Raw genomic sequence first — 22,562 nt, 5'->3', positions numbered from 1 at the left:
TGTGGTGTCCTGATCTGGGTTCACAGTGGCAATGGGCGGGCCTCGGCGATGGTTTCCATCGCGAAATAGGAGGTCACGCTGTCTAATTCAACGCCGCTGATCAACCGCTGATAGACCCGGTCATAGCTGCCCATATCCTGGGTGACGACCTTTAGCTGATAATCGTAGTCGCCGCCAATGCGGTGGAAATCCACCACCTCGGGGATGGTTAGCACATGGCGGCGAAAGGTGTCGAGCCACTCCGCCGAGTGATGCCGGGTACGCAGCATCACAAAGACCACCAGATCCAGCCCCAGCTGGGCGCGGTCCAGGCGCATTGTGGCACCTTGCAGGATCTTCTTGTCATTCAACGCCTTCAATCGTCGCCAACAGGCGTTCTGCGAAAGGCCAACCACATCTGCCAGCTCACGTTGCGACAGGCTGGCATCCCGTTGCAGGGCACGTAGGAGGTTCAAGTCAATGTGATCTACAGAATTGGTCATTTAACGATCATATGACACAGAATTAGGTGAAATCAATCAGTCATTGGGGGTGAATATGGGCATCTGACATAGGAGTATCGGTGAAACGATCAATCGGAGACGCGCGCATGACCCTGGAAGCATTCAAAAAAGACCTAGCCCTGGCGGCAACCGACGGCAGCCTTGCAAGCGGCGTCATTGGCGATGGAGTCATGATCCCTGGGCCCGCTGGCGATGTACCACTGGTCTATGCGGACTATGTGGCTTCGGGTCGCGCCTTGCGGCAGGTCGAAGAGTTCATCACTTCCCAGGTCCTGCCGTTCTATGCCAATTCGCATACCGAAGCGTCCTTTTGCGGCTCCTATGTCACCCGGTTGCGCCGCGCTGCACGGGCTGAGATCGCACGGGTGACCCATTGCGGGCCAGAGGATGCGGTGGTCTTTGCCGGATCGGGGGCCACGGCTGGGCTCAATCGGTTGGTCAGCCTGTTTGGGGTGAATGAGGCCTTCAATCCGGTGGTCTTTATCGGCCCTTATGAGCATCACTCCAACATTCTGCCCTGGCGGGAGAGCAAGGCCAAGGTGGTCGAGATCCCGGAAGCGGCTGAAGGAGGTGTCGATCTGGCAGCCTTGCAGAGTGCGCTACACGACCACGCCAGCTGTGATTTGATCATTGGCAGTTTCTCGGCGGCCTCAAACGTGACCGGGATTGTCACCGATCCCGACCCCATCAGCCGCATGATGCATGCCGCAGGCGGGTTGGTGATCTGGGACTATGCGGGCGGCGGACCCTATCTGCCGATCTCGATGGCAGGCGAACATGGCGCCCATAAGGATGCCGTTGTGGTCTCGCCGCATAAATTCCCCGGCGGGCCAGGGGCATCCGGGGTTTTGCTGGTCAATACGGGTGCAGTCCAGCGTCGCTGCCCTTCTTGGCCGGGAGGCGGGACAGTCAGCTTTGTCTCGCCCTGGGGGCATGAATACAGCGAGGATCTGGCAGCCCGCGAAGAAGCGGGAACCCCGAATGTGATCGGGGATATCCGCGCCGCGCTGACCTTTTTGGTGAAAGAGGCCGTGGGCGAGGCGCAAATCGCCGCCAAGGAGGCCCGGTTTGCCGCAATGGCGCGCGCGGGTTGGGCGGTTAATCCGCAGCTCACGTTGCTCGGTCACGAGAGCGCACATCGCCTGCCGATTTTCTCTTTCACGGTCAAAGGCATCTCGGGGGAAGCTGTGCACCAGCAATTGTTTACCCGCATGCTGAGCGACCACTACGGCATTCAGGCCCGGGGCGGTTGCGCCTGTGCCGGCCCCTATGCGCACCGTTTGCTGGGCATTGAACGCGACGAGTCGGAAGCCCTGTTCGCGGCGCTCGAATCCGGCAAGGAATTGCAGAAACCTGGCTGGGTCAGGCTCAACTTCTCCTACCTGATGGAGGAAGAGATGGTGCAGTATATCATCGACAGCGTGAATGATCTGACACAGCGGGCCGAAGAGCTGGCAGAGACCTATCTGGCAGATCCCAAAACCGCGCGCTTTCAATCCCGCGCCGCATGAAGGGGAAAAGCAAAGGCGAAACCCCCATGACAGATTAAAAATCCTGTGGCAGGCTGACTGAGTTGTTTATTTTTTTACTCGGAGCCCTGTTATGGCACTCAATTTGTCGGCCCCTGTGGGGGATAAAAACCGTATTACCAAACCTGACGCCAAGTCTGGCGAGGGGAAGTTCAAACCGGTCAAAAACGCAGGCGCTGATGTGGAGCTGGTGCGGTTGATGCTCAAGGCCAATGGCTTTGGCAAAATCGCCATTTCGCAAAAATGCGACGCGGGGCTGATCAAGGATATCCGCAGTTTTCAAAAGAATGCCCTTGGGTTCAAGAAACCCGATGGCATCGTCGATCCCGGCATGCGCACCTGGAAGGCGGGGCTGGCCAAGCTGCAGGCGATGATCGCAAATGACCAAAAGGTCTCGGTTTATGAGGTCAAGGAAGAGGGCAAGACCAAGCAGGTTGAGATGCGCGAGTTTGAGGCCGGAGAAAAGGCGCTCAAACATGAGATCCTGTCCAAAGCCAATATGATGCTGGGGCAGGCGGAATGCTGGGTGGATTTTTGCAATGACGTGGAAAAAACCCGTCAGGCCGAAGACGGCATGATGATGGCGATTGCCGAATTCACCATGTCGACCCTGAACGAAAACACCGACCCGCCCTGGACACCCATCTTGAACGCCCGCTCCGAGGCCAGTAGTCTCAAGTCTCTGGTAAGCCGGTCCAAACCAGATTGGGCCAAGGTGCAAAAGCAGGACGCCAAGGCCACGCGGGTCTATAACACTGGCCAAAAGGCCTTTGACAAATTTATCAAGGCCCGCATTGGCACTGCCAGCAAAGCGGTCTTTACCCTGGAAATCGTACGCGAGACCTCCTTTACGGTGATCGAAGTCTATGCAACCGCGCGCCTGGTTGCGACCAAGGGCATGAACCCTGTCAAAGCCCACGCCATTGCGGCAGCGGGCACCGAGGCGATGAAATCCAGCGCCGGGCAGTTTGGCGAATATCTGGCGGGCAACAAGGTCACTTGGGAAGGGGCGGCCAAGAAGGTGGCGCTGGACACGATGTTTGCCGGGGCTGCAGGGGCTGCAGGCGGTAAACTGAGCGGCACCTTTCTGAAAGGCATTGCCACCAAGGTGGCGGCCCAATTGCCCTCAAAGATGTTCCAAACCTTCTCACAAAAATCGCTGATCCTGTTTATGGAAAAGGTTTTCACCACCGGTGTCGGTGCCGAGATGGTCAAAAATGCCGCCAAAGAAGCGATCATGCTGTTCAAGCCTCTGGTGGAAAAGGGGCGCGCCCCCAATCAGAAAGAATTCACAGACGCGGTGGTCAAGGTGCTCTCGGGGGGCATTATGTCTTCTGGGCCGATGAAGGCGGTGTCTGGGTTTGGCTCCAGCTACCTGGCCAAGTCCCAGGGGTTCCTGGCGCAAAAACTGATCCCGCGGGTGATGGATCCGGTCTGGAAGGGGGATCTGGTGGCAAAATACGGCGCCGATGCGGTAGAAGAGTTTGCCAAAAAACACGGTCCCGCGATCTATGCGGAGGTGGCGGGTGCTTTGCAGGATAAGGTCTTTGTGGCCTTTGCCAATAAGGCTCTGGAAGGCTCTGATGGTTCGCAGTCCGCCAAGGTTTTGCAAAAGACCATGGAGGAGGCCATGCGCAAGGATGCAAAATTGCGCAAAGATCTCACCGCCATGGTGGAGAAAAAGGCCGAGGCCAAGCTGAAGAAACTGCAAAAGGCCAAGTGATCAGCCCGGGATGGCAACGCGGTTCAGGCGGGGTGGTTTTGCAATTTCGACCCATACCGCCCGTTCCTGTGGCAATTGCGCAGGCGCAGTAATCTTGCCGCTTTCCCATTGGCTTGGGCCTCGCTATTACGAGGGGGAACCAAGGAGCCCGAAGTATGACCCAGATCACGCCGCAGCCCGGTATTATGGATATCGCTCTCTATCAGGGCGGCGCGGCCCATGTGGCGGGGGTGAGCAACACCGTCAAGCTCTCCTCCAATGAAAACCCACTGGGGCCAAGCCCGCTTGCGATTACAGCCATGCAAGAGGCGGCGGCCAAGATGCATCGCTATCCCAGCTCGGACCATCTAGCTCTGCGCGGGGCGATTGGCGAGGTTGAGGGGCTACCCCCGGAGCAGATCATCTGTGGTGCGGGCAGCGATGAGATCATAGCCTTCCTGTGCCAGTGTTTTGCAGGTCCGGGGGATGAGGTGCTCTATACCGAGCACGGCTTTGCCATGTATCGCATCAGCGCGCTGGCGGCAGGTGCCACCCCGGTGGAAGTGACCGAGCGCGAGCGCGTTACCGATGTGGACGCCCTGCTGGCGGGCTGCACCGAGCGCACCAAACTGGTGTTCATTGCCAATCCCAACAACCCCACTGGCACGATGATTTCTGCCGCTGAAGTGGCCCGTCTGGCCGATGGGTTGCCCGCAGGCGCGCTCTTGGTTCTGGACGGAGCCTATGCGGAATATGTCGAAGGCTTTGACGCCGGCGCTGAGATCATACGGGCGCGGGACAATGTTTTTATGACCCGGACCTTCTCCAAGATCTACGGATTGGGCGGGGCGCGGATTGGCTGGGGCTATGGGCCTGCGGCAATTGTTGATGTGCTGAACCGGGTGCGGGGGCCCTTCAACGTCTCCTCAACAGCGCTGGCCGGGGCCGAGGCCGCGGTACGCGATCGCGCCTATATCGATCATTGCCGGGCAGAGAACGCCAAATGGCGCAGCTGGCTGGCCGCCGCCCTGGCAGAGCTGGGCGTGGCCTCGGATACCTCCTGCACCAATTTCATTCTGGCGCGTTTTGCCACTCAGGCCGAGGCCGAGGCCTGTGACAGCTATCTGCAGACCCAGGGGCTGATTGTGCGCCGGGTGGCCGGCTATAACCTGCCAACTGCCCTGCGCATCACCATCGGCGATGAAGCGGCCTGCCACCGGCTGATCGCGGCCATTTCAGAATTCAAGTCACAGCAGGTCCCCGTATGAGCACTGTCATCTACAATCGCGTTGCCCTTATTGGCCTTGGCCTGATTGCCTCCTCGATGTTCTGGGCGATGAAGCGCGCAGGTCTTGCAGGCGAAGTCACCGGCTATGCCCGCAGTGCCGAGACCCGCGATACCGCGCGCCGCATTGGTCTGTGTGATCGGATCTGCGACAGCGCGGCTGAGGCGGCTGAGGGGGCCGACTTGGTGGTGCTCTGCGTGCCAGTTGGCGCCATGGGTCCGGTGATGTCAGAGATTGGCCCGGTGTTGAAACCCGGCGCAACCGTCTCGGATGTGGGCTCGGTCAAGGCCCATGTGATCGAGGCCGTGGCACCACATATTCCCGAGGGCGTGCATTTTGTTCCGGCGCACCCCCTGGCGGGCACCGAACACTCCGGTCCCGAGGCGGGCTTTGCCGAGTTGTTTGACAACCGTTGGAGCCTGCTGGTGCCGGTTGAGGGCAGCGACCGGGCGGTGGTTGACCAGCTGCGCGCCCTCTGGGAGGGCATGGGCGCCAATGTTGATGAAATGGACGCCGACCACCATGATTTGGTGCTGGCCGTCACCAGCCATGCGCCGCACCTGATTGCCTATACAATGGTGGGTGTGGCGGATGACCTGCGCCGGGTCACCGACAGCGAAGTGATCAAATACTCGGCGGCGGGTTTTCGGGATTTCACCCGTATTGCGGCCTCGGATCCAACCATGTGGCGCGATGTGTTTTTGACCAACAAGGAGGCAACGCTGGAAATTCTTGGGCGCTTCACTGAGGAGCTATTTGCGCTGCAGCGGGCGATCCGTACTGGTGACGGGGATCATTTGCATGATTACTTTACGCGCACCCGTGCCATCCGTCGCGGCATTATTGAGGCGGGGCAGGACACGGCCGCCCCCGACTTTGGCCGGGCTCATAAATCATGATCGGGCTGGGGCGCATCAGATCGGGCGTTTTGGTGGTCTTGGCTGCAGGAGTGTTGTCCGTCACGGGGATAGCCCCGCTGAATGCCTCAGCGCCTGAGGTCTCCCTGCGGCCGATAGATCGCGCCAGCTCCAGGGCTGTGACCAGTACGGCTACCTTGCCGCAGTCGTCGGGTGGTGCCTTGGCTGATCTTGAACAAATTGGTTTGGTCACGCCGGACGGCCTGCGCCCTGTTGTACGACCCGTTTCAGCGCAGATTTTGGCGGCAGCTGCCTTGCCTGTTGATCTGGTGCCCAGTGTTTTGGATCAGTCCCTGGTGCCCTTTGTGCGCCCCGACACCGTTGTCGAGCAGGCCTTGTTCAAGCGCCGCCGCCAGCGCAAAGGCTCGGTCTGTGGCGATATTGAAATCCAAGGCAAGGCCATCGGCGCAGTCGAGGCGGCAATGCCAGGCTGTGGTGCCAGCGATGCAGTACGAGTGACCTCTGTTGCAGGGGTCACGCTCAGCCAGGGTTCCGTGATGACCTGCGAGATGGCCGAGGCGTTGAAAAACTGGGTATCCAAGGATGTTGAGACGGCCTTTGGTCGCCGCAACAAGGTTGTCAGCCTGCGCGTCGCGGCGCATTACGCCTGCCGCACCCGTAACAATCGCCCCGGGGGGCGGATCTCGGAACATGGGCGCGGCAAGGCCATCGATATCTCGGGTTTCAAGCTGGAGGATGGCACTCTGGTGACGGTGCTTGAAGGCTGGACCTCGCGTGAAACTCGCAAACCCATGAGACGGATCTGGAAGGCGGCCTGCGGCCCCTTTGGCACCGTGCTGGGACCTGAGGCAGATCGCTATCATCGCGATCACTTTCATGTGGATGTGGCCCGCCATCGCGGCGGCCCTTATTGCCGCTAGGCAACCTGCGGGGCTGGAACGCTCCGGTATTTGGTTTTTGTAACCTTGGTTCTAGGTGCGACCGCGCCGCGCATTTTGCGCGGCGCCAGGCCCAACTGAGGCGTGGCATTCGGCAGGAATGCCCAGATCAGGCGGGAGCCCCCCCCCTGCGTTGTTGCTCCAGACGAAGCTTTTGACGGTGCTTACTTTAGCGCAGAACCAGCAGCGGTGCGGTGCCGATCGGCAGTGGGCCGACCCACATCTGGCCCTCATGAAAGCGCAGAGTTGTATCTATCTTTGCCGTGCGGCCTGATCCGGTTGAAAACAGCATCAGTATTTTTTCCACCGCACCGCGGCTACTTGGCGGCAGCAGGCTCAGCCGCTCCCCCATGTCCAGAATGGCGCGCCAGTTTTCCGCCTGCAGCGCCAGCTCCCCACTCAGGCGTCCCTTTTCGTCAACCTGTAGTGTGCCCGCGGCCCTAAATAGCATATCCCCCCAACGGGCCTTGGCCAGACCCAGGTGGATTTGGCGGATTTGCGGCCGCCGTAATTCGATGGCGCGTCGATCCCAGGGGGTGTCAAATGTCACGTCAGCCTGCAGCCCCAGAGCGTCAAAACCCGACGGGAAATCATCGTTTAGCAGGCCATACCCACTTCTCATCAGGGCACTGGGAGAAAACTGCTGTGCCTCGGCCTTCAGGTGATACTGTTCTGGCGGCGTCATTTGCCGCATCGCCAGCACAAGATCCTTCGCCTGCCAGAGTGGTCCGTCGCGGTCGCTGATCTGCCAGGCCCGGCTGGTCAGTGAGAGTTGCTCCAGCTCCAACGCCAGCCCAGGGGCCAGGTGGAGCTCTGCGCGCATCTCTTCAGCGATCAGGCTGCGGCTCTGGTCAAAGAAGGAAAACCGCTGCGGAGTGGCAGGGAACCGCAGGCTCTGGGCGCCGGGCCAGAGTGCCGGGCTGTCAAACGTGATCCAATCTGCGCTCCATGCGACGCCGGTGCCGGGATCGGCTAGCAGCGGCTGCTCAAGCCGGGTTCTATGGCGGGACGGAAAGCCACCGGTGGAAATCGGACCATAAGCGACCTGCCAGCCCTGGCGTTGTTGCTCGCCAAACCAGGCCTCTAAGCCGCTGCGCAGCCCCCAGGCCGCCAGCCCCCAATACAATACCCATACCGCAGCCCCAAGGCTGAGCCATTTCAGCAGTCGCATTCTGCAAAGACCCTCTTTTTTTAGCCTGCATTTTGCTGTTTATAGACGGCGGATAAAAAGGGCCATAGATCATGACAATGTGGGTTTTCGGATATGGATCGCTGCTGTGGAACCCTGGGTTTCCGGTTGCGCGTCGTGAGGTTGCAACTTTGCAGGGCTATGCCCGCTCCTTTTGCATGTCCTCGATCCATCACCGGGGCAGCGAGGAAGCACCTGGCCTGGTGCTGGCGCTGGATGAGATTGCTGGATCACAATGCCAGGGCTTGGCCCTGTCGGTTGCCAGTGGCGAAGAAGAAAAAACCCTGGCCTATCTGCGCGAGCGCGAGTTGATTTCATCCGCCTATCTGGAGCGCGATCTCATGGTCGCCCTGCACACCGGCGAAGAGGTCGAGGCGGTAACCTATGTGATCGACCCGCATCATGAACAATATTGCGGTGGCATGGCGCTGGAGAAACAGGCGCAGATCATCGCCACAGCGGTGGGCGGACGTGGTCCCAATACCGAATATCTCTACAATACCGCCGAACATCTGAGCGAGATTGGCCTGGGCGACGCCGAACTGGAGTGGCTGATGATGCGGGTGCGGCAAATAACGGCATAAAGCCTTGGTGCTTTTGCCTCTTTCCCTTAAGCTCCGGTGACAAATACGCCAAAGAACTGACAGGATCGCACCGCATATGGCCCATACAGACCGCAAGACGCGGCCGCAGTTTTCGCAACCGGTCCGGCAAATCATCCTGATGTTGATCGCGCTTGGCCTGGCGGGCTTTGGTATCTTTGTCGCCCTGCCCAAGGTGCTGCCGGTGTTTCAGGCCAATCCCTGGCTGAACGGATTTATCGTCATTGTCTTTGTGATCGGTGTCCTGGCCTGTTTCTGGCAGGTCTTCCAGTTGATCGTCTCTGTGCGCTGGATTGAAAGCTTTGCCTCTGGCGGCAGCCGCGGCGAGAAAAGCGCGCCTTCGCTTCTGGCCCCCCTGGCGGCGCTGCTGCGCTCACGGGCGGCACGGATGCAATTGGGGTCTTCGTCGACACGGTCGATCCTGGATTCAGTGGCGCAACGGGTGGATGAAGAGCGTGAAATCACCCGCTATATCGTCAACTTACTGATTTTTCTGGGTCTTTTGGGGACCTTCTATGGGCTGGCAACAACTGTGCCCGCAGTTGTGGATACCATTCGCAGCCTCGCACCACAGGAGGGCGAAGAAAGCATTGCAGTGTTTAATCGCCTGATGACCGGGCTTGAGGCACAGCTGGGCGGCATGGGGGTTGCCTTTGCCTCCTCGCTGTTAGGCTTGGCGGGATCATTGATCGTCGGTCTGTTGGAGCTTTTTGCGGGTCACGGCCAGAACCGGTTCTACCGCGAATTGGAAGAATGGCTTTCCTCCTTCACGCGGGTAAGCTTTTCCTCTGGTGAAGAGGGCAGCGGTACTGGCGAGACTGGGGTTGTCTCCGAAGTGCTGGACACTATGGCGGAACAGATGGATGCGCTGCAGGCGATGTTTGCGCAGAATGCCTCCAGCCGTGCCGAGGTTGATAACAAGCTGTCGCAATTGGTGGATGCGATTACCGATATGAATGCCCGGCAGGACCAGGCCACCAGCATTTCCAACGCGCTGGATCGCGTCGCGGTGGGGCAGGAGACCCTCACCGAAATCATGCGCGCCCATGGTGATGTTGGCATGGATGCCGAAAGCCGTATGCGGTTGCGCTCCATCGACGTTCAGATGCTGCGCATCCTGGAAGAGATTTCTGCCGGTCGCCAGGAGAGCCTGGCGGAGCTGCGCAAGGATATCGACCTCATGGTAAAGGCCTTTGCGGTGCCGCGTGGCCGCGGACGTCAAGCGCCTGAGCCTGCGCAACACCCTGAGGCCCCCGGGTCCAACTTTTTGCAGGGCGAGGAGTAGACCTTGGCCCTGTCGCGGCGCAGCGGGCAACGTTTCCAGAACTCGATCTGGCCGGGCTTTGTCGATGCCATGACTGGCCTTCTTTTGGTTCTGATGTTCCTGTTGACCATCTTTATGGTGGTGCAGTTTGTGCTGCGCGAAACCATCACCGGCCAGGAAAGCCAGCTGGATGAGCTGTCCTCCGAGGTGCAGGCCCTGGCCAATGCACTGGGGCTGGAGGAGCGCGACAATAGCCGCCTTAATGCGCGACTTGGCGCGCTCAGCTCAACGCTTTCCACCACGCAAAGCGATCTGGCTCAGGCGCAGAATGCATTGGACCAGCAGCGGGCCGTGATTGCTGGTCTGACAGCTGAGCGCGATCAGCAACAGGCTGCCTTGGTACAGGCGCAAAGCCAGATCACTGCCTTTGAGGCACAGGTTGCGGCCTTCATTGCCGGGCGCGATGCTGCCCAGGCTCAGATTGCAGAGTTGACCAGCACCAAAGACGCGCTGGAGGCTGAACGCACCTCGCTGATCAGCGAGGCTGAGGCGATGAACCTGGCGCTGGCGCAGGCCCGCGAGGAAATAGATCTGGGCGTTGAAAACGCCCGACTCGCCGCTGCCAAACGCGAAGCGCTGGAGGCGCTGATTGCGGATCTCGAAGCGGAGGGGGATCTGCGGGCTGGTGAGCTGGCAGAGTTGAACGCCCAGCTGAGCGCCGAGGAAGAAGCACGTTTGGTTGAGGCCGCCGCCGCCGAGGCGCTGCGGGCGCGGCTGGAAACAGCGGATGCAGAACTCACCGCGATGACACTGTCACTGGAACGACAAAGGCAAGAGGCCGAGGACACGCTGACGCTTTTGGCGGCGGCGGAGCTGGCCAGGGAACGGTTGAACACAGATCTGGAGCAAGCCCTGGCAACGCTGGAGGCGGCCAAGGCCCAAACGCTGCAACGGGATGAATTGGCTGAGCGCCTGACCCGGGTATTGGCGCAGATGCAGGTCTCGCAATCTGCCGCTGAAGGCCGTGTTGCGGCGCTGGAGATTGAGCTGAACCGGCTGCGCGCAGACAGCACCTCGACGCAGGACCGCCTCAACAGTGAGCTGGAGGGCGCCCGTCGTCTGGCGGCAGAGAACAAGGCGGCACTGGAGGCAGAGCTGGCGCGGCAACGGGCCGCCAATGTCGAAACCGAGACACAATATCAAAGCGAGCTGGCGAGGCTGCAGACGCAGCAGGCCGAATCCGTTTTGCAGCTGGAGCAACAGTTGGCAGCGCAGCGTGCTGAGGCGGATGAGGCCCAGCGTCGGATCGAAACCCAGCTGTCCCGTTTGCAGGCCGATGCCGCCTCGGTGATGTCCGGGTTAGAGGCGGAACTGTTGCAGGCCCAAAATGAATTGGCAGCGGCAAGCAGTGCTGCCAGCTCCACCGCTGAGGAACGCGCCTCGGTCGAGCTGCGCCTGTTGGAAGCGCTGGACGCTTTGGAGATGGCTCAGGCAGCGGCCAGCGATCAGGTGATCTTGCAGCAACGGCTTCTGGCGGCCCTGAACGCACAGCAAGAGGCTGAAAGCGGCGCAGAAATCGACCGTAGCCTAGCGCAGGAGCGTGCGGCCCTCTTGGCGCAGGCGCAGGCCGCTCTGTCAGGTCAGAAAACCATCTCGGCTGAGGCGCAGCGAGAGACCGCTTTGCTGAACCAACAGGTTGCGGCGCTGCGCGAACAACTGGGTGGGTTGCAGGCCATTCTGGATGACTACCAGGCGCGGGATGTGGCGCAACAGGTGCAGTTGCAAAACCTCGGTCAGGACCTGAACTCCGCGCTGGCACGGGCGGCCTCAGAAGAGCGTCGCCGGCGTCTGCTGGAAGAAACCGAGCGTAAGCGTCTGGAGGCAGAGGCGGCGGAACTGGCCAGCAAGGCAGAAAGCCTGGAAACCAAGGCTGAAGAGCTGGAGCGCTATCGGTCTGAGTTCTTTGGCCGTCTGCGCAATGTTCTGGGCAGCCAGGAGGGCGTTCGGATCGAAGGGGACCGTTTTGTCTTTGCCTCAGAGGTGCTGTTTGCCTCGGGCAGTGCGGACCTGTCGCGCGCAGGCGAGGGCGAGATCGCCAAGGTGGCGCAGATCCTGCAAACGGTTGCTGCCGAGATCCCACCAGAGCTGAACTGGATTATCCGTGTCGACGGTCACACAGATAATACGGCCATGGGCGGCAGTGAGAAATACAGCGATAACTGGGAACTCAGCCAGGGACGGGCGCTGTCTGTGGTGCGCTTTATGATCGAGAACCTAGGCATTGCGCCGGGCCGCCTGGCGGCCAATGGCTTTGGTGAGTTCCAGCCGGTGAATACCGATGACACCCCCGAAGCCCGCGCCCAGAACCGCCGTATCGAGTTGAAGTTCACCGAACGCTGACCCGCTGCAACTCCGGACGCGGCGGTCCCTGGCAGGGTTATCTGAGATCGACCACTTCTTCGATGCGGTCGATTTCTTCATCATCACGCAGCAAAACAGCCAAGGCGGTATAGCGTCCGTAATCCCAGGACTTGCTGCGCAAGCGTTTGCCAGAGGCGCGAAAAAACTGGGCCTGGTCACGTTCAAGGGTGATTTCATGGACGGAAAACACGCCCTTTGGCCCAGAAATGGTCAGGCGTATCCGGTCACCTTTTTGCCCTCCAAAGGCATAGGCCCAAAACACCAGCGCTGGTGATTTTGTGGTGAGCCGGATGCCAGAGGCCTCGCCGGATTTGATCGCTTGAAATTCAGGAACATGCGCAGCGAATCCCGCGCCGAGGAATCCACCGGGTTGATACTCAATCGGATCCGCCCAGAGGCTTGCTGGGTTGGGGGCGTCTGGATCTGCGGTGCTGTTGCAGGCTTGGCGTCCCTCAGGGGCAAAGGGGTCAATGACAGTGCCATTCTGGCGCAGTGACAGGTGCAGATGGGGGAATTGGGTTTTGCCTGAAAGACCAACTTCACCCAAGGCGGTACCGGCCGCAACCCGCTGCCCTTTTTGCACCCTGACAGAGCCTTGCCTCATGTGGCAATACTGGGTTTCCCAGCCGCCTTCATGACGCAGCACAACGCCGTTGCCACATTCGCGGCCCTGCAGCAACTCGGCGTTTTCCGCGGTGGAATAGGCGTCAGGCATGGTGTTGCGCACCCCCTGAACAATGCCGGGGGCAGCAGCGCGAACTTTGACGCCGACCTGCATGTCGCTGAGATAGGGCAGGGCGATATCGGTGCCCTTATGCCCCGAATAGCTCAACCCCTGGCATTGGTAGTCCTGGGAGCCGGGGCCGGGGACATGGTCGACATACTGCTGGATATGGCAGGTCTCGCCAAGGCGACAATCCAGCGGCCATTGTAAGGTGAAATCGCTCGCCACGGCGGGGGCCGTGACGAGCGAGAGGAGGAGTGCTCCTAAAGGTCGCCGCATGGTCAGTCGGCTGTCAGCAATGGCGGCTTGTCGCCAGAGATCCGCGGCTTGGTTGGACCCTCGATACGCAGATCCAGCTTGCCATCCTTGATGCCAACCTTGACCAGCCCACCCTTGGCCAGCTTGCCAAAGAGCAGCTCTTCGGCCAGCGGTTTCTTGATGTGCTCCTGGATGACCCTTCCCAAAGGACGCGCCCCCATGCGATCATCATAGCCACGCTCCGCCAGCCATTCGGCGGCTTTGCGGGTGAGTTCAATCGAAACATTGCGGTCCATCAACTGAGCTTCCAGTTGCAGCACAAATTTCTCGACGACCTGCAGGATCACCTCTTTGGGCAGTGGTGCAAAGGCAATCACGGCATCCAGACGGTTGCGGAACTCCGGCGTAAAGGTGCGCTCAATCGCGGCGGTGTCTTCGCCCTCGCGACGATCGCGGCCAAAGCCGATGGCTGCCTTGGCCATATCCGAGGCACCAGCGTTGGAGGTCATGATCAGCACCACGTTGCGGAAGTTTACCGCACGCCCGTTGTGATCGGTGAGCTGACCATTGTCCATCACCTGCAGCAGGATGTTGAAGACATCCGGATGTGCCTTTTCAATCTCATCAAGCAGCAGCACGCAGTGAGGGTGCTGATCAACCCCATCTGTAAGCAAGCCGCCCTGATCGAAGCCGACATAGCCGGGAGGGGCACCAATCAGACGGGAAACCGCGTGTTTCTCCATGTATTCCGACATGTCAAAGCGCAGCAGTTCCACACCCAGCGTATCGGCCAACTGTTTGGCGACCTCGGTCTTACCGACACCGGTAGGACCAGCAAAGAGGTAGTTGCCAATGGGCTTTTCTGGTTCACGCAGTCCGGCACGGGCCAGTTTGATGGCGCTGGAGAGCGCATCAATGGCATCGTCCTGGCCAAAGACCACCCGCTTGAGGCTCTTCTCCAGATCTTTCAGCACCTCGGCATCGTCCTTGGTGACGCTCTTGGGCGGAATGCGGGCGATCTTGGCCACCACGGCTTCGATCTCTTTCACGCCGATGGTTTTGCGGCGTTTGCTTTCCGGCACCAGATGCTGGGCGGCCCCGGCTTCATCAATCACGTCGATGGCCTTGTCGGGCAATTTGCGGTCGTTGATGTAGCGCGCGGCCAGCTCAACAGCGGATTTGATCGCATCGGCGGTGAACTTGATGCTGTGGTGTTCCTCGAAATAGGGTTTCAGTCCTTTGAGGATCTCTACAGCGTCCTGCACGGAGGGTTCATTGACGTCGATCTTTTGGAACCGACGCGCCAGGGCGCGGTCTTTCTCAAAATGCTGGCGGAACTCTTTGTAGGTGGTTGAGCCCATGGTGCGCAGCTTGCCGCCCTGCAGGGCAGGTTTCAGCAGGTTGGAGGCATCCATGGCACCGCCAGAGGTGGCGCCGGCGCCGATGACAGTATGGATCTCATCAATGAAGAGCACACCATCTGGGTGGTCTTCCAGCTCGGTCACCACAGCCTTGAGACGTTCTTCAAAATCACCGCGATAACGGGTGCCCGCCAGTAGCGCGCCCATGTCGAGCGAGAAGATGGTGGTCTCTGCCAGAACGTTGGGCACTTCGCCCTGGACGATCTTGCGGGCCAGCCCTTCGGCGATGGCGGTTTTGCCAACACCAGGGTCACCCACCAGCAATGGGTTGTTCTTGCGGCGGCGGCACAGCACCTGAATGCAGCGCTCTACCTCATGGCCACGGCCGATCAGCGGATCAATGTCGCCTTCGCGCGATTTGGCGTTGAGATCGACGCAGTATTTGTCCAGCGCGCTCTCTTTCTTGTCACCTTCACCGGGGGGGACAGAGCCCATGGATTCCTCTTCGCCCTCCGGGGCGCCGGTGACGGGACGGGATTCGCCAAAGGCGGGATCCTTGGCCACGCCATGGGCGATGAAATTCACCGCGTCATAGCGGGTCATATCCTGGTCCTGAAGGAAGTAGGCGGCGTCGCTCTCGCGTTCTGCAAAGATCGCCACCAAGACATTGGCGCCGGTCACTTCGGTGCGGCCAGAGCTTTGGACGTGGATGGCGGCGCGCTGAATGACCCGTTGGAAGGCAGCCGTCGGCACGGCCTCTGATCCATCGACATCGGTCACCAGATTGGCGAGGTCCTCGTCGACAAATTCAATCAGCGAAGTGCGTAACTGACCCAGCTCAACGCCGCAGGCGCGCATGACGCGGGCAGCTTCTGGTTCTTCGATCAAAGCCAACAGCAGGTGTTCCAGCGTGGCAAACTCATGGCGCCGCTCATTCGCCAGCGCGAGCGCGGCGTGAATGGCTTGTTCTAGTGTGCTCGAGAATGAAGGCACGGGCGTGCTCCTCTGTTCTTGGGTTGACCGGGGCATCGGCGTTCTGCCTCTTCCCCATGTATCAACCATGTCGTCATAGTATTAGAGTTTGGTTGATAGAGCGGCAGCTTCAAGGACTTTCTTTCAAATTTAGGTCACATTTCTTTTGAAAGCGGTTGAATTGCACCCGGTTTCCGAAGGCCCCAATCCTGCCGTCACACTCTAGAAACTGTCTTTTCGACGCCGAATCTCTGCAAAAACTTCAGCACTATCAACATCTTCCATGCCAATTGCACTTTTCACCTCGTCCAGATGAGCACGCAGGAACGGATTTGTGTCCAGTTCCAACTGCAAAAGTGGCGGAACCGTGGCTTCACCCTTGGCGCGTTTCTCGCAAATTTGATCAACCCGAAGCTGCAGGTTGGCATTGTCCGGCTCGATTGTGAGGGCAAAGCGGGCATTGGATTGGGTGTATTCATGGCCGGAATAGACCATGGTCTGAGGCGGCAGGGCCATCAGACGATTGAGGCTCTCCCACATCATCTCTGGTGGGCCTTCAAACAGACGGCCACAGCCAAGCGCCATCAGGCTGTCAGCGGTAAAGACGGCTGCGCTTTGGGGAAGGTAAAAGGCGATATGACCAATTGTATGGCCGGAGACATCCAGTACCTGGACCTCTTCGCCAAACAGATCAAAGCGCGCGCCATAGTCCAGCGCCTGGTCCAGGGGCGGCAGGCGGTCGGCATCGGCCGATGCGCCATAGACCGCGGCACCATAGGCGCTGCGCAGTTCCTCAACCCCGTCGATATGATCATAGTGGTGATGGGTCAGCAGGATCGCATCCAACCCCCAGCCGCGCGCGGCGAGTGCGGATTTCACCGCTGCGGCCTCTGGGGCATCCACCAAAGCGGTTCGACCACTCTTGGCATCATGCAACAGATAGGCATAGTTGTCCGAGAGACAGGGCAGGGTAATGATTTCCAGGGGCATGGTCTTTCGCCTCTCCATTGTTACACTGCCCATAGATTGGCCCAAGCAGCAGGCACCCGCAATGCATCTTGATGTTCAGGATCTTAGGAATTTTTACTACCGCAGCACCCTGGGTCGTGCGGCGCAGGCTTCGGTGCGCAACCGATTGCTGGAACTCTGGCCTGAGGCAGCTGGGCAGACCATGGCGGGTTTTGGCTTTGCGGCCCCCTTGATGCGCCCCTATCTGGCTGAGGCGCGGCGAGTCTTGGCGCTGATGCCGGGGCCCCAGGGGGTGATGCAGTGGCCTGCGGGAATGCCCAATGTCTCGGTCCTGTGCGAAGAGACCTCCTGGCCCATCGAAACCGGCCGGGTGGACCGGCTGGTGGTAATGCATGGGTTGGAGACCTCTGAACGGCCAACCCAGGTGCTGGAGGAGTGCCACCGGGTGCTGGGGCCGGGGGGGCGCGCTATCTTTGTGGTGCCAAACCGGGCAGGGTTTTGGGCCCGGTCAGACAAGACCCCCTTTGGCTATGGGCGTCCCTATACCCTTATCCAGCTTGAGAACCAGCTGCGCTTGCATGAATTCACCATCGAACGCCATGCGGCTGCACTGTATCGCTTGCCCAGCCAAAAGCGGTTCTGGCTGAAATCTGGTCCCCTGTTTGAGCGGGTGGGGCGGCAATTGCCCACCGTGCTGGCGGGGGGCGTGTTTTTGGTTGAGGTCAGCAAACAGACACATCCGCAGCATGGGCATATGACCAAGGTGAAGCGGTCCAGTCCGATCCGGGTTCTGGAAGGGCTGTCGAATCCGCTGCCAGAACCGATCTGATATGGCGAGCCCGATGCGGCGGTAGTTTCTGAGGTCTTCAGGCGGGATTTTGCTGTCCGAAGATGATTCTGATTCCTCTTTTTGTCACGAGGCCTTGAACTTTTGCCGCTCGCGACAGGGTAATCGGGCGACGATCTTGTCGTTTTTGCCCGGCGAGGAATCGTAATTTGCTGCCGCAACGTAGATAAAAATGCTCCTGTTTAGGGGGGCAAAGAGCCGCACTTTAGCTAACCCATTGAAAACATTGATGGCAAGGAAATCACCCTCGGGACTATAGACAGTTGATAGGATGCTAACGCTCTGTTACATCCACGCTGATTTTAACGTCCTGCCGCTTTGGTAGGGCTTGCTCACGCCCCCGGACGCCGTCTGCCTCGCAGACATGCTAACCGGGGCCAAATGTCGGAAGGGTGGACGTGTCCGAACCAGCTTCGATTTCAGCAGGCATTGCTGCGCGCTATGCCACTGCGGTCTTTGAGATCGCCGAAGAAAGCAAGGCGCTCGATAGCCTTGAAACCAGCATCAATGATCTGGCAGCTGCCCTGGCTGACAGTGACGATCTGCAAAACCTGATCAGCTCACCGCTGATTTCTCGGGATGAGCAGGGTGCAGCCATTACAGCAATTGCTGCCAAGATGGGTCTGGCACCCGTTCTGGCCAATACACTGTCGCTGATGGCGCAAAAGCGCCGTCTGTTTGTGGTTCCTGCTCTGATCACCGCGCTGCGGGATCGCCTGGCAGAAGCCCGTGGTGAAGTGACAGCCGAGGTTGTCTCGGCCAAGGCACTGACCAAGACCCAGAGCGAAAAGCTGGCCAAGACCTTGGCAGAGCGCGTGGGCAAAAAGATTACCATCAATGCAACCGTCGATGAAAGCATCATTGGCGGTCTTGTCGTTAAAGTGGGCTCGAAGATGATCGATAGCTCGATCCGCTCCAAGCTCAACTCCCTACAGAACGCAATGAAAGAGGTCGGATAAATGGGTATCCAAGCAGCAGAAATTTCTGCGATCCTAAAAGACCAGATCAATAATTTTGGTCAGGAAGCCGAGGTGGCTGAAATTGGTCGCGTGCTGAGCGTTGGCGATGGTATCGCCCGCGTTTATGGCCTCGACAATGTTCAGGCTGGTGAAATGGTCGAATTCCCTGGTGGAATTATGGGCATGGCGCTGAACTTGGAGGCCGATAACGTAGGTATCGTTATCTTCGGCTCTGACCGCGACATTAAAGAAGGTGACACTGTTAAGCGCACCAACTCGATCGTGGACGTTCCAGTTGGCCCCGAGCTGCTGGGTCGCGTTGTTGACGGTCTGGGTAACCCGCTGGACGGCAAAGGCCCGATCAACGCTGAAAAGCGTGGCGTTGCCGATGTTAAAGCACCTGGCATTATCCCACGTAAATCGGTTCACGAGCCGATGGCGACAGGCCTCAAATCTGTTGATGCGATGATCCCCGTTGGCCGTGGCCAGCGTGAGCTGATCATTGGTGACCGTCAGACTGGTAAGACCGCTATCGCGCTCGACACCATGCTGAACCAGAAATCCTACAACGATGCAGCAGGCGACGACGAGTCGAAGAAACTGTATTGCGTCTATGTTGCGATTGGTCAGAAGCGTTCGACTGTTGCTCAGCTGGTGAAAAAGCTGGAAGAGTCCGGCGCCATGGAATACTCGATCGTGGTTGCTGCAACCGCGTCCGATCCTGCGCCTCTGCAGTTCCTGGCACCCTATGCCGCAACCGCGATGGCAGAATACTTCCGCGACAGCGGCAAGCACGGTCTGATCATCTATGATGACCTTTCCAAGCAGGCTGTTGCCTATCGTCAGATGTCCCTGCTGCTGCGTCGTCCGCCCGGACGTGAAGCCTATCCTGGTGACGTTTTCTATCTGCACTCCCGCCTGCTGGAACGTTCGGCCAAACTGAACGAAGACTTCGGCGCTGGTTCCTTGACGGCTCTGCCCGTTATTGAGACCCAGGGTGGTGACGTTTCCGCCTTTATTCCGACCAACGTGATCTCGATCACCGACGGCCAGATCTTCCTGGAAACCGAACTGTTCTACCAGGGCATCCGTCCTGCTGTGAACACCGGTCTGTCGGTTTCGCGTGTTGGTTCCTCAGCTCAGACAAACTCGATGAAGTCTGTTGCGGGTCCGGTGAAACTGGAACTGGCTCAGTACCGCGAAATGGCGGCCTTTGCTCAGTTTGGTTCCGACCTTGACGCCGCCACTCAGCAGCTGCTGAACCGTGGTGCCCGTCTGACCGAACTGATGAAGCAGGCTCAGTACTCGCCGCTGACCAACGCAGAAATCGTCTGCGTGATCTTCGCTGGTACACAGGGTTACCTCGACAAGATCGACGTAAAGGCTGTTGGCCGTTATGAAGAAGGCATGCTGGCGCATCTGCGCGGTAAGCACGCTGATCTGCTCGAGTGGATTTCGACTGAAGATCCTAAGATCAAGGGCGATGCTGCCGACAAGATCAAAGCAGCGCTGGACGAATTCGCCGCAGATTTCGCGTAAGGGGATAAGGCAATGCCAAATCTCAAGGACCTGAAAAACAGGATCGCGAGTGTCAAAAGCACTCGTAAGATCACAAAAGCCATGCAAATGGTGGCCGCGGCGAAACTTCGCCGCGCCCAGGAAGCTGCCGAAGATTCCCGTCCCTACACCAAACGGTTCAATGCCGTGATGGCGGGGCTGGCGGCTTCGGTTGGTGGCAGCGATTCAGCGCCCAAGCTGCTTCGCGGCACCGGCAGCGACCAGGTGCAGTTGCTGGTCGTCATGACCTCCGAACGGGGGCTGTGCGGTGGCTTTAACGCCAATATTTCCAAGCTGGCACGCCTGAAGGCTCAAGAGCTGAAGGCTGCAGGCAAGACGGTCAAAATTCTGACCGTTGGTAAAAAGGGCCGCGACGCACTGCGCCGCGACTTTGCCGATGATTTCATCGGCCACGTGGACCTGAGCGAAGTCAAACGTATCGGCTATGCCAATGCGCAGGACATCGCAAAGGATATCCTGACCCGCTTTGACGCTGGTGAATTTGATGTTGCGACCCTGTTCTTTGCAGAGTTCGTCAATGTTGTGACCCAGGTGCCAACAGCGCAGCAGATCATTCCGGCCTCCTACGAGGGCGGTGCCGCTGAAGAGACCTCTTCGGCCGTTTACGACTACGAGCCCAGCGAAGAGGCAATCCTTGCCGATCTGCTGCCCCGTGGCGTATCGACCCAGATCTTTTCGGCGCTGCTGGAAAATGGTGCATCCGAACAGGGTGCCCGGATGAGTGCGATGGATAACGCCACACGTAACGCTGGCGAGATGATCGACAAGCTGACAATCGAGTTCAACCGCTCGCGTCAGGCCGTCATCACCAACGAGCTGATTGAAATCATTTCGGGCGCTGAGGCGCTCTAAGAGACAACCGGAGACAAACACATGGCAAACGCAAAAGGCAAAATCACGCAGGTGATTGGCGCCGTTGTGGACGTGCAGTTCGAGGATGCCCTGCCGGAAATCCTGAACGCCGTCACCACAGACAACAACGGTAAGAACCTGGTTCTCGAGGTTGCTCAGCACCTGGGTGAGAACACTGTTCGTACCATCGCAATGGACGCAACCGAAGGTCTGGTTCGCGGCCAGGACGTGACCGACACCGGCGCGCCTATCTCGGTTCCAGTTGGCAACGCAACATTGGGCCGTATCCTGAACGTCATCGGCGAGCCCGTTGACGAAAAGGGCCCCGTAGAATCCACTGAAACACGTGGCATCCACGGCGACGCACCTGCATTCGCAGAGCAGTCCACCGCAACCGAGATCCTGACCACAGGTATCAAGGTTATCGACCTTTTGGCCCCCTACACCAAGGGTGGTAAAATTGGTCTGTTCGGCGGTGCCGGCGTTGGTAAAACCGTTCTGATCATGGAACTGATCAACAACATCGCGAAGGTGCACTCCGGTGTTTCCGTTTTCGCCGGTGTTGGTGAGCGGACCCGTGAAGGCAACGACCTTTACCACGAGATGATCGAATCCGGTGTTATCGTTCCCGAGAACCTGGTCGACTCCAAAATTGCGCTGGTCTACGGCCAGATGAACGAACCTCCCGGTGCGCGTATGCGGGTTGCTCTGTCGGGTCTGACCCTGGCGGAACAGTTCCGTGACGACAGCGGCTCGGACGTTCTGTTCTTCGTGGACAACATCTTCCGCTTCACACAGGCGGGTTCCGAGGTTTCGGCTCTGTTGGGCCGTATTCCTTCGGCGGTTGGCTACCAGCCAACACTGGCCACCGACATGGGTGCGATGCAGGAACGGATCTCTTCGACCAAAAATGGTTCGATTACTTCCGTTCAGGCCGTTTACGTTCCTGCGGATGACCTTACTGACCCTGCACCTGCGACCTCGTTTGCGCACCTGGATGCGACAACCGTTCTGGATCGTGCGATCTCGGAAAAAGGTATCTATCCTGCGGTTGACCCACTGGGTTCGACATCGCGTCTGCTGGATCCACTGATCATTGGTGACGAGCACTATACTGTCGCCACCGACGTTCAGCAGATCCTTCAGCGTTACAAATCGCTGCAGGACATCATCGCCATTCTTGGTATGGACGAGCTTTCCGAAGACGACAAACTGGCTGTGGCCCGTGCGCGTAAGATCGAACGCTTCCTGTCCCAGCCGTTTGATGTTGCTAAGATCTTCACCGGTGCCGACGGTAAGCAGGTTCCGCTGGAAGACACTATCGCGTCGTTCAAGGCCGTTGTGGCTGGCGAATACGATCACCTCCCCGAAGGCGCCTTCTATATGGTTGGCGGCATCGATGAAGTGATCGCAAAAGCCGAGAAAATGGCTGCTGACGCGGCCTAAGGAGGGCCCTGATGGCTGATACCATGCAATTTGACCTCGTAAGCCCGGAGCGTAGCCTTGCTTCGCTCCAGGTGAACGCGGTGCAGATCCCTGGCGCGGAGGGTGACATGACGGCGATGCCGATGCATGCACCCACCATCACCACCCTGCGTCCGGGTGTCCTGCGGGTTGAAAGCTCGCAAGGCAACTCGGAGTTCGTGGTCACTGGCGGTTTTGCCGAAATCAGCGCTGAGGCCCTTTCGGTCCTCGCTGAAAAGGCAATCCCAATGGATGWSTCTTATACA

19 protein-coding genes are annotated in these 22,562 nt (G+C 59.0%); 14 read left to right on the top strand and 5 right to left on the bottom strand.

The features are described 5' to 3' along the window. Positions 1-20 precede the first annotated feature (20 nt). Positions 21-482, bottom strand: coding sequence for an Lrp/AsnC family transcriptional regulator (locus ED661_RS07935; RefSeq protein ID WP_122073399.1), 462 nt, complete (start codon positions 480-482; stop codon positions 21-23). Positions 483-589: 107 nt separating this feature from the next. Here ED661_RS07935 and ED661_RS07930 point away from each other — a divergent pair, with 107 nt between their 5' ends. The 5 genes from ED661_RS07930 to ED661_RS07910 all read left to right on the top strand — a co-directional run bounded on the left by ED661_RS07930 (position 590) and on the right by ED661_RS07910 (position 6,818). Continuing rightward, entirely contained in the window at positions 590-2,014 is a 1,425-nt protein-coding gene (locus tag ED661_RS07930) for an aminotransferase class V-fold PLP-dependent enzyme (protein ID WP_122073398.1), read from the top strand. 91 nt (positions 2,015-2,105) lie between these two features. Then, positions 2,106-3,755, top strand: coding sequence for a peptidoglycan-binding protein (locus tag ED661_RS07925; protein ID WP_122073397.1), 1,650 nt, complete (start codon positions 2,106-2,108; stop codon positions 3,753-3,755). Positions 3,756-3,910: 155 nt separating this feature from the next. Beyond that, positions 3,911-5,002, top strand: a complete 1,092-nt coding sequence (gene hisC, locus ED661_RS07920; protein ID WP_122073396.1) for a histidinol-phosphate transaminase — start codon at positions 3,911-3,913, stop codon at positions 5,000-5,002. Then, on the top strand, positions 4,999-5,919 hold the full coding sequence (locus ED661_RS07915) for a prephenate/arogenate dehydrogenase family protein (RefSeq protein ID WP_122073395.1): 921 nt from the start codon (positions 4,999-5,001) through the stop codon (positions 5,917-5,919). The genes hisC and ED661_RS07915 overlap by 4 nt, the downstream gene beginning before the upstream one ends. Next, positions 5,916-6,818, top strand: coding sequence for an extensin family protein (locus ED661_RS07910; RefSeq protein WP_122073394.1), 903 nt, complete (start codon positions 5,916-5,918; stop codon positions 6,816-6,818). Before ED661_RS07915 ends, ED661_RS07910 begins: the two co-directional genes overlap by 4 nt. Positions 6,819-7,005: 187 nt before the next feature. Here ED661_RS07910 and ED661_RS07905 read toward each other — a convergent pair whose 3' ends face one another. Further along, positions 7,006-8,007 (bottom strand): DUF2125 domain-containing protein, encoded by a 1,002-nt coding sequence (locus ED661_RS07905; protein ID WP_122073393.1) that lies wholly within the window; start codon positions 8,005-8,007, stop codon positions 7,006-7,008. Positions 8,008-8,078: 71 nt separating this feature from the next. Here ED661_RS07905 and ED661_RS07900 point away from each other — a divergent pair, with 71 nt between their 5' ends. The 3 genes from ED661_RS07900 to ED661_RS07890 all read left to right on the top strand — a co-directional run bounded on the left by ED661_RS07900 (position 8,079) and on the right by ED661_RS07890 (position 12,291). Then, positions 8,079-8,609 carry a gamma-glutamylcyclotransferase gene (locus ED661_RS07900; protein WP_122073392.1) on the top strand — a complete coding sequence of 177 codons (531 nt, stop codon included), beginning with the start codon at positions 8,079-8,081 and terminating at the stop codon, positions 8,607-8,609. Between the two features lie 76 nt (positions 8,610-8,685). Then, on the top strand, positions 8,686-9,912 hold the full coding sequence (locus tag ED661_RS07895) for a biopolymer transporter ExbB (RefSeq protein ID WP_122073391.1): 1,227 nt from the start codon (positions 8,686-8,688) through the stop codon (positions 9,910-9,912). A 3-nt stretch (positions 9,913-9,915) separates the two neighbouring features. Then, positions 9,916-12,291: a peptidoglycan -binding protein gene (locus ED661_RS07890; RefSeq protein ID WP_122073390.1), complete on the top strand. Its 2,376-nt coding sequence runs from the start codon at positions 9,916-9,918 to the stop codon at positions 12,289-12,291. A gap of 37 nt (positions 12,292-12,328) precedes the next feature. Here ED661_RS07890 and ED661_RS07885 read toward each other — a convergent pair whose 3' ends face one another. From ED661_RS07885 to gloB, 3 genes are all read right to left on the bottom strand, one after another. Beyond that, positions 12,329-13,315 (bottom strand): M23 family metallopeptidase, encoded by a 987-nt coding sequence (locus ED661_RS07885; RefSeq protein WP_122073389.1) that lies wholly within the window; start codon positions 13,313-13,315, stop codon positions 12,329-12,331. Positions 13,316-13,317: 2 nt separating this feature from the next. Continuing rightward, positions 13,318-15,648 (bottom strand): ATP-dependent Clp protease ATP-binding subunit ClpA, encoded by a 2,331-nt coding sequence (gene clpA, locus ED661_RS07880; RefSeq protein WP_122074061.1) that lies wholly within the window; start codon positions 15,646-15,648, stop codon positions 13,318-13,320. A gap of 201 nt (positions 15,649-15,849) precedes the next feature. Further along, positions 15,850-16,617 (bottom strand): hydroxyacylglutathione hydrolase, encoded by a 768-nt coding sequence (gene gloB, locus ED661_RS07875; protein ID WP_174214167.1) that lies wholly within the window; start codon positions 16,615-16,617, stop codon positions 15,850-15,852. Positions 16,618-16,678: 61 nt separating this feature from the next. Between gloB and ED661_RS07870 the strand changes: the two genes are divergently transcribed. The 6 genes from ED661_RS07870 to ED661_RS07845 all read left to right on the top strand — a co-directional run. After that, entirely contained in the window at positions 16,679-17,425 is a 747-nt protein-coding gene (locus ED661_RS07870; RefSeq protein WP_122073387.1) for a class I SAM-dependent methyltransferase, read from the top strand. Between the two features lie 416 nt (positions 17,426-17,841). Further along, a complete protein-coding gene (locus ED661_RS07865) occupies positions 17,842-18,402 on the top strand; it encodes a F0F1 ATP synthase subunit delta (RefSeq protein WP_122073386.1) in 561 nt (186 codons plus the stop codon). After that, positions 18,403-19,941: a F0F1 ATP synthase subunit alpha gene (gene atpA / locus ED661_RS07860; RefSeq protein WP_122073385.1), complete on the top strand. Its 1,539-nt coding sequence runs from the start codon at positions 18,403-18,405 to the stop codon at positions 19,939-19,941. A 12-nt stretch (positions 19,942-19,953) separates the two neighbouring features. After that, positions 19,954-20,832 carry a F0F1 ATP synthase subunit gamma gene (locus ED661_RS07855; RefSeq protein WP_122073384.1) on the top strand — a complete coding sequence of 293 codons (879 nt, stop codon included), beginning with the start codon at positions 19,954-19,956 and terminating at the stop codon, positions 20,830-20,832. A gap of 21 nt (positions 20,833-20,853) precedes the next feature. Continuing rightward, a complete protein-coding gene (gene atpD, locus ED661_RS07850) occupies positions 20,854-22,278 on the top strand; it encodes a F0F1 ATP synthase subunit beta (RefSeq protein WP_122073383.1) in 1,425 nt (474 codons plus the stop codon). 11 nt (positions 22,279-22,289) lie between these two features. Continuing rightward, the coding region (locus ED661_RS07845) for a F0F1 ATP synthase subunit epsilon (protein WP_122073382.1) at positions 22,290-22,562 on the top strand (273 nt) is incomplete at its 3' end.

Source organism: Pseudophaeobacter sp. EL27 (genome assembly GCF_900313025.1).
Classification (GTDB): domain Bacteria; phylum Pseudomonadota; class Alphaproteobacteria; order Rhodobacterales; family Rhodobacteraceae; genus Pseudophaeobacter.
The sequence above is the reverse complement of the archived record's forward strand: the minus strand, read 5'-3'. Positions and strand labels throughout refer to the sequence as shown.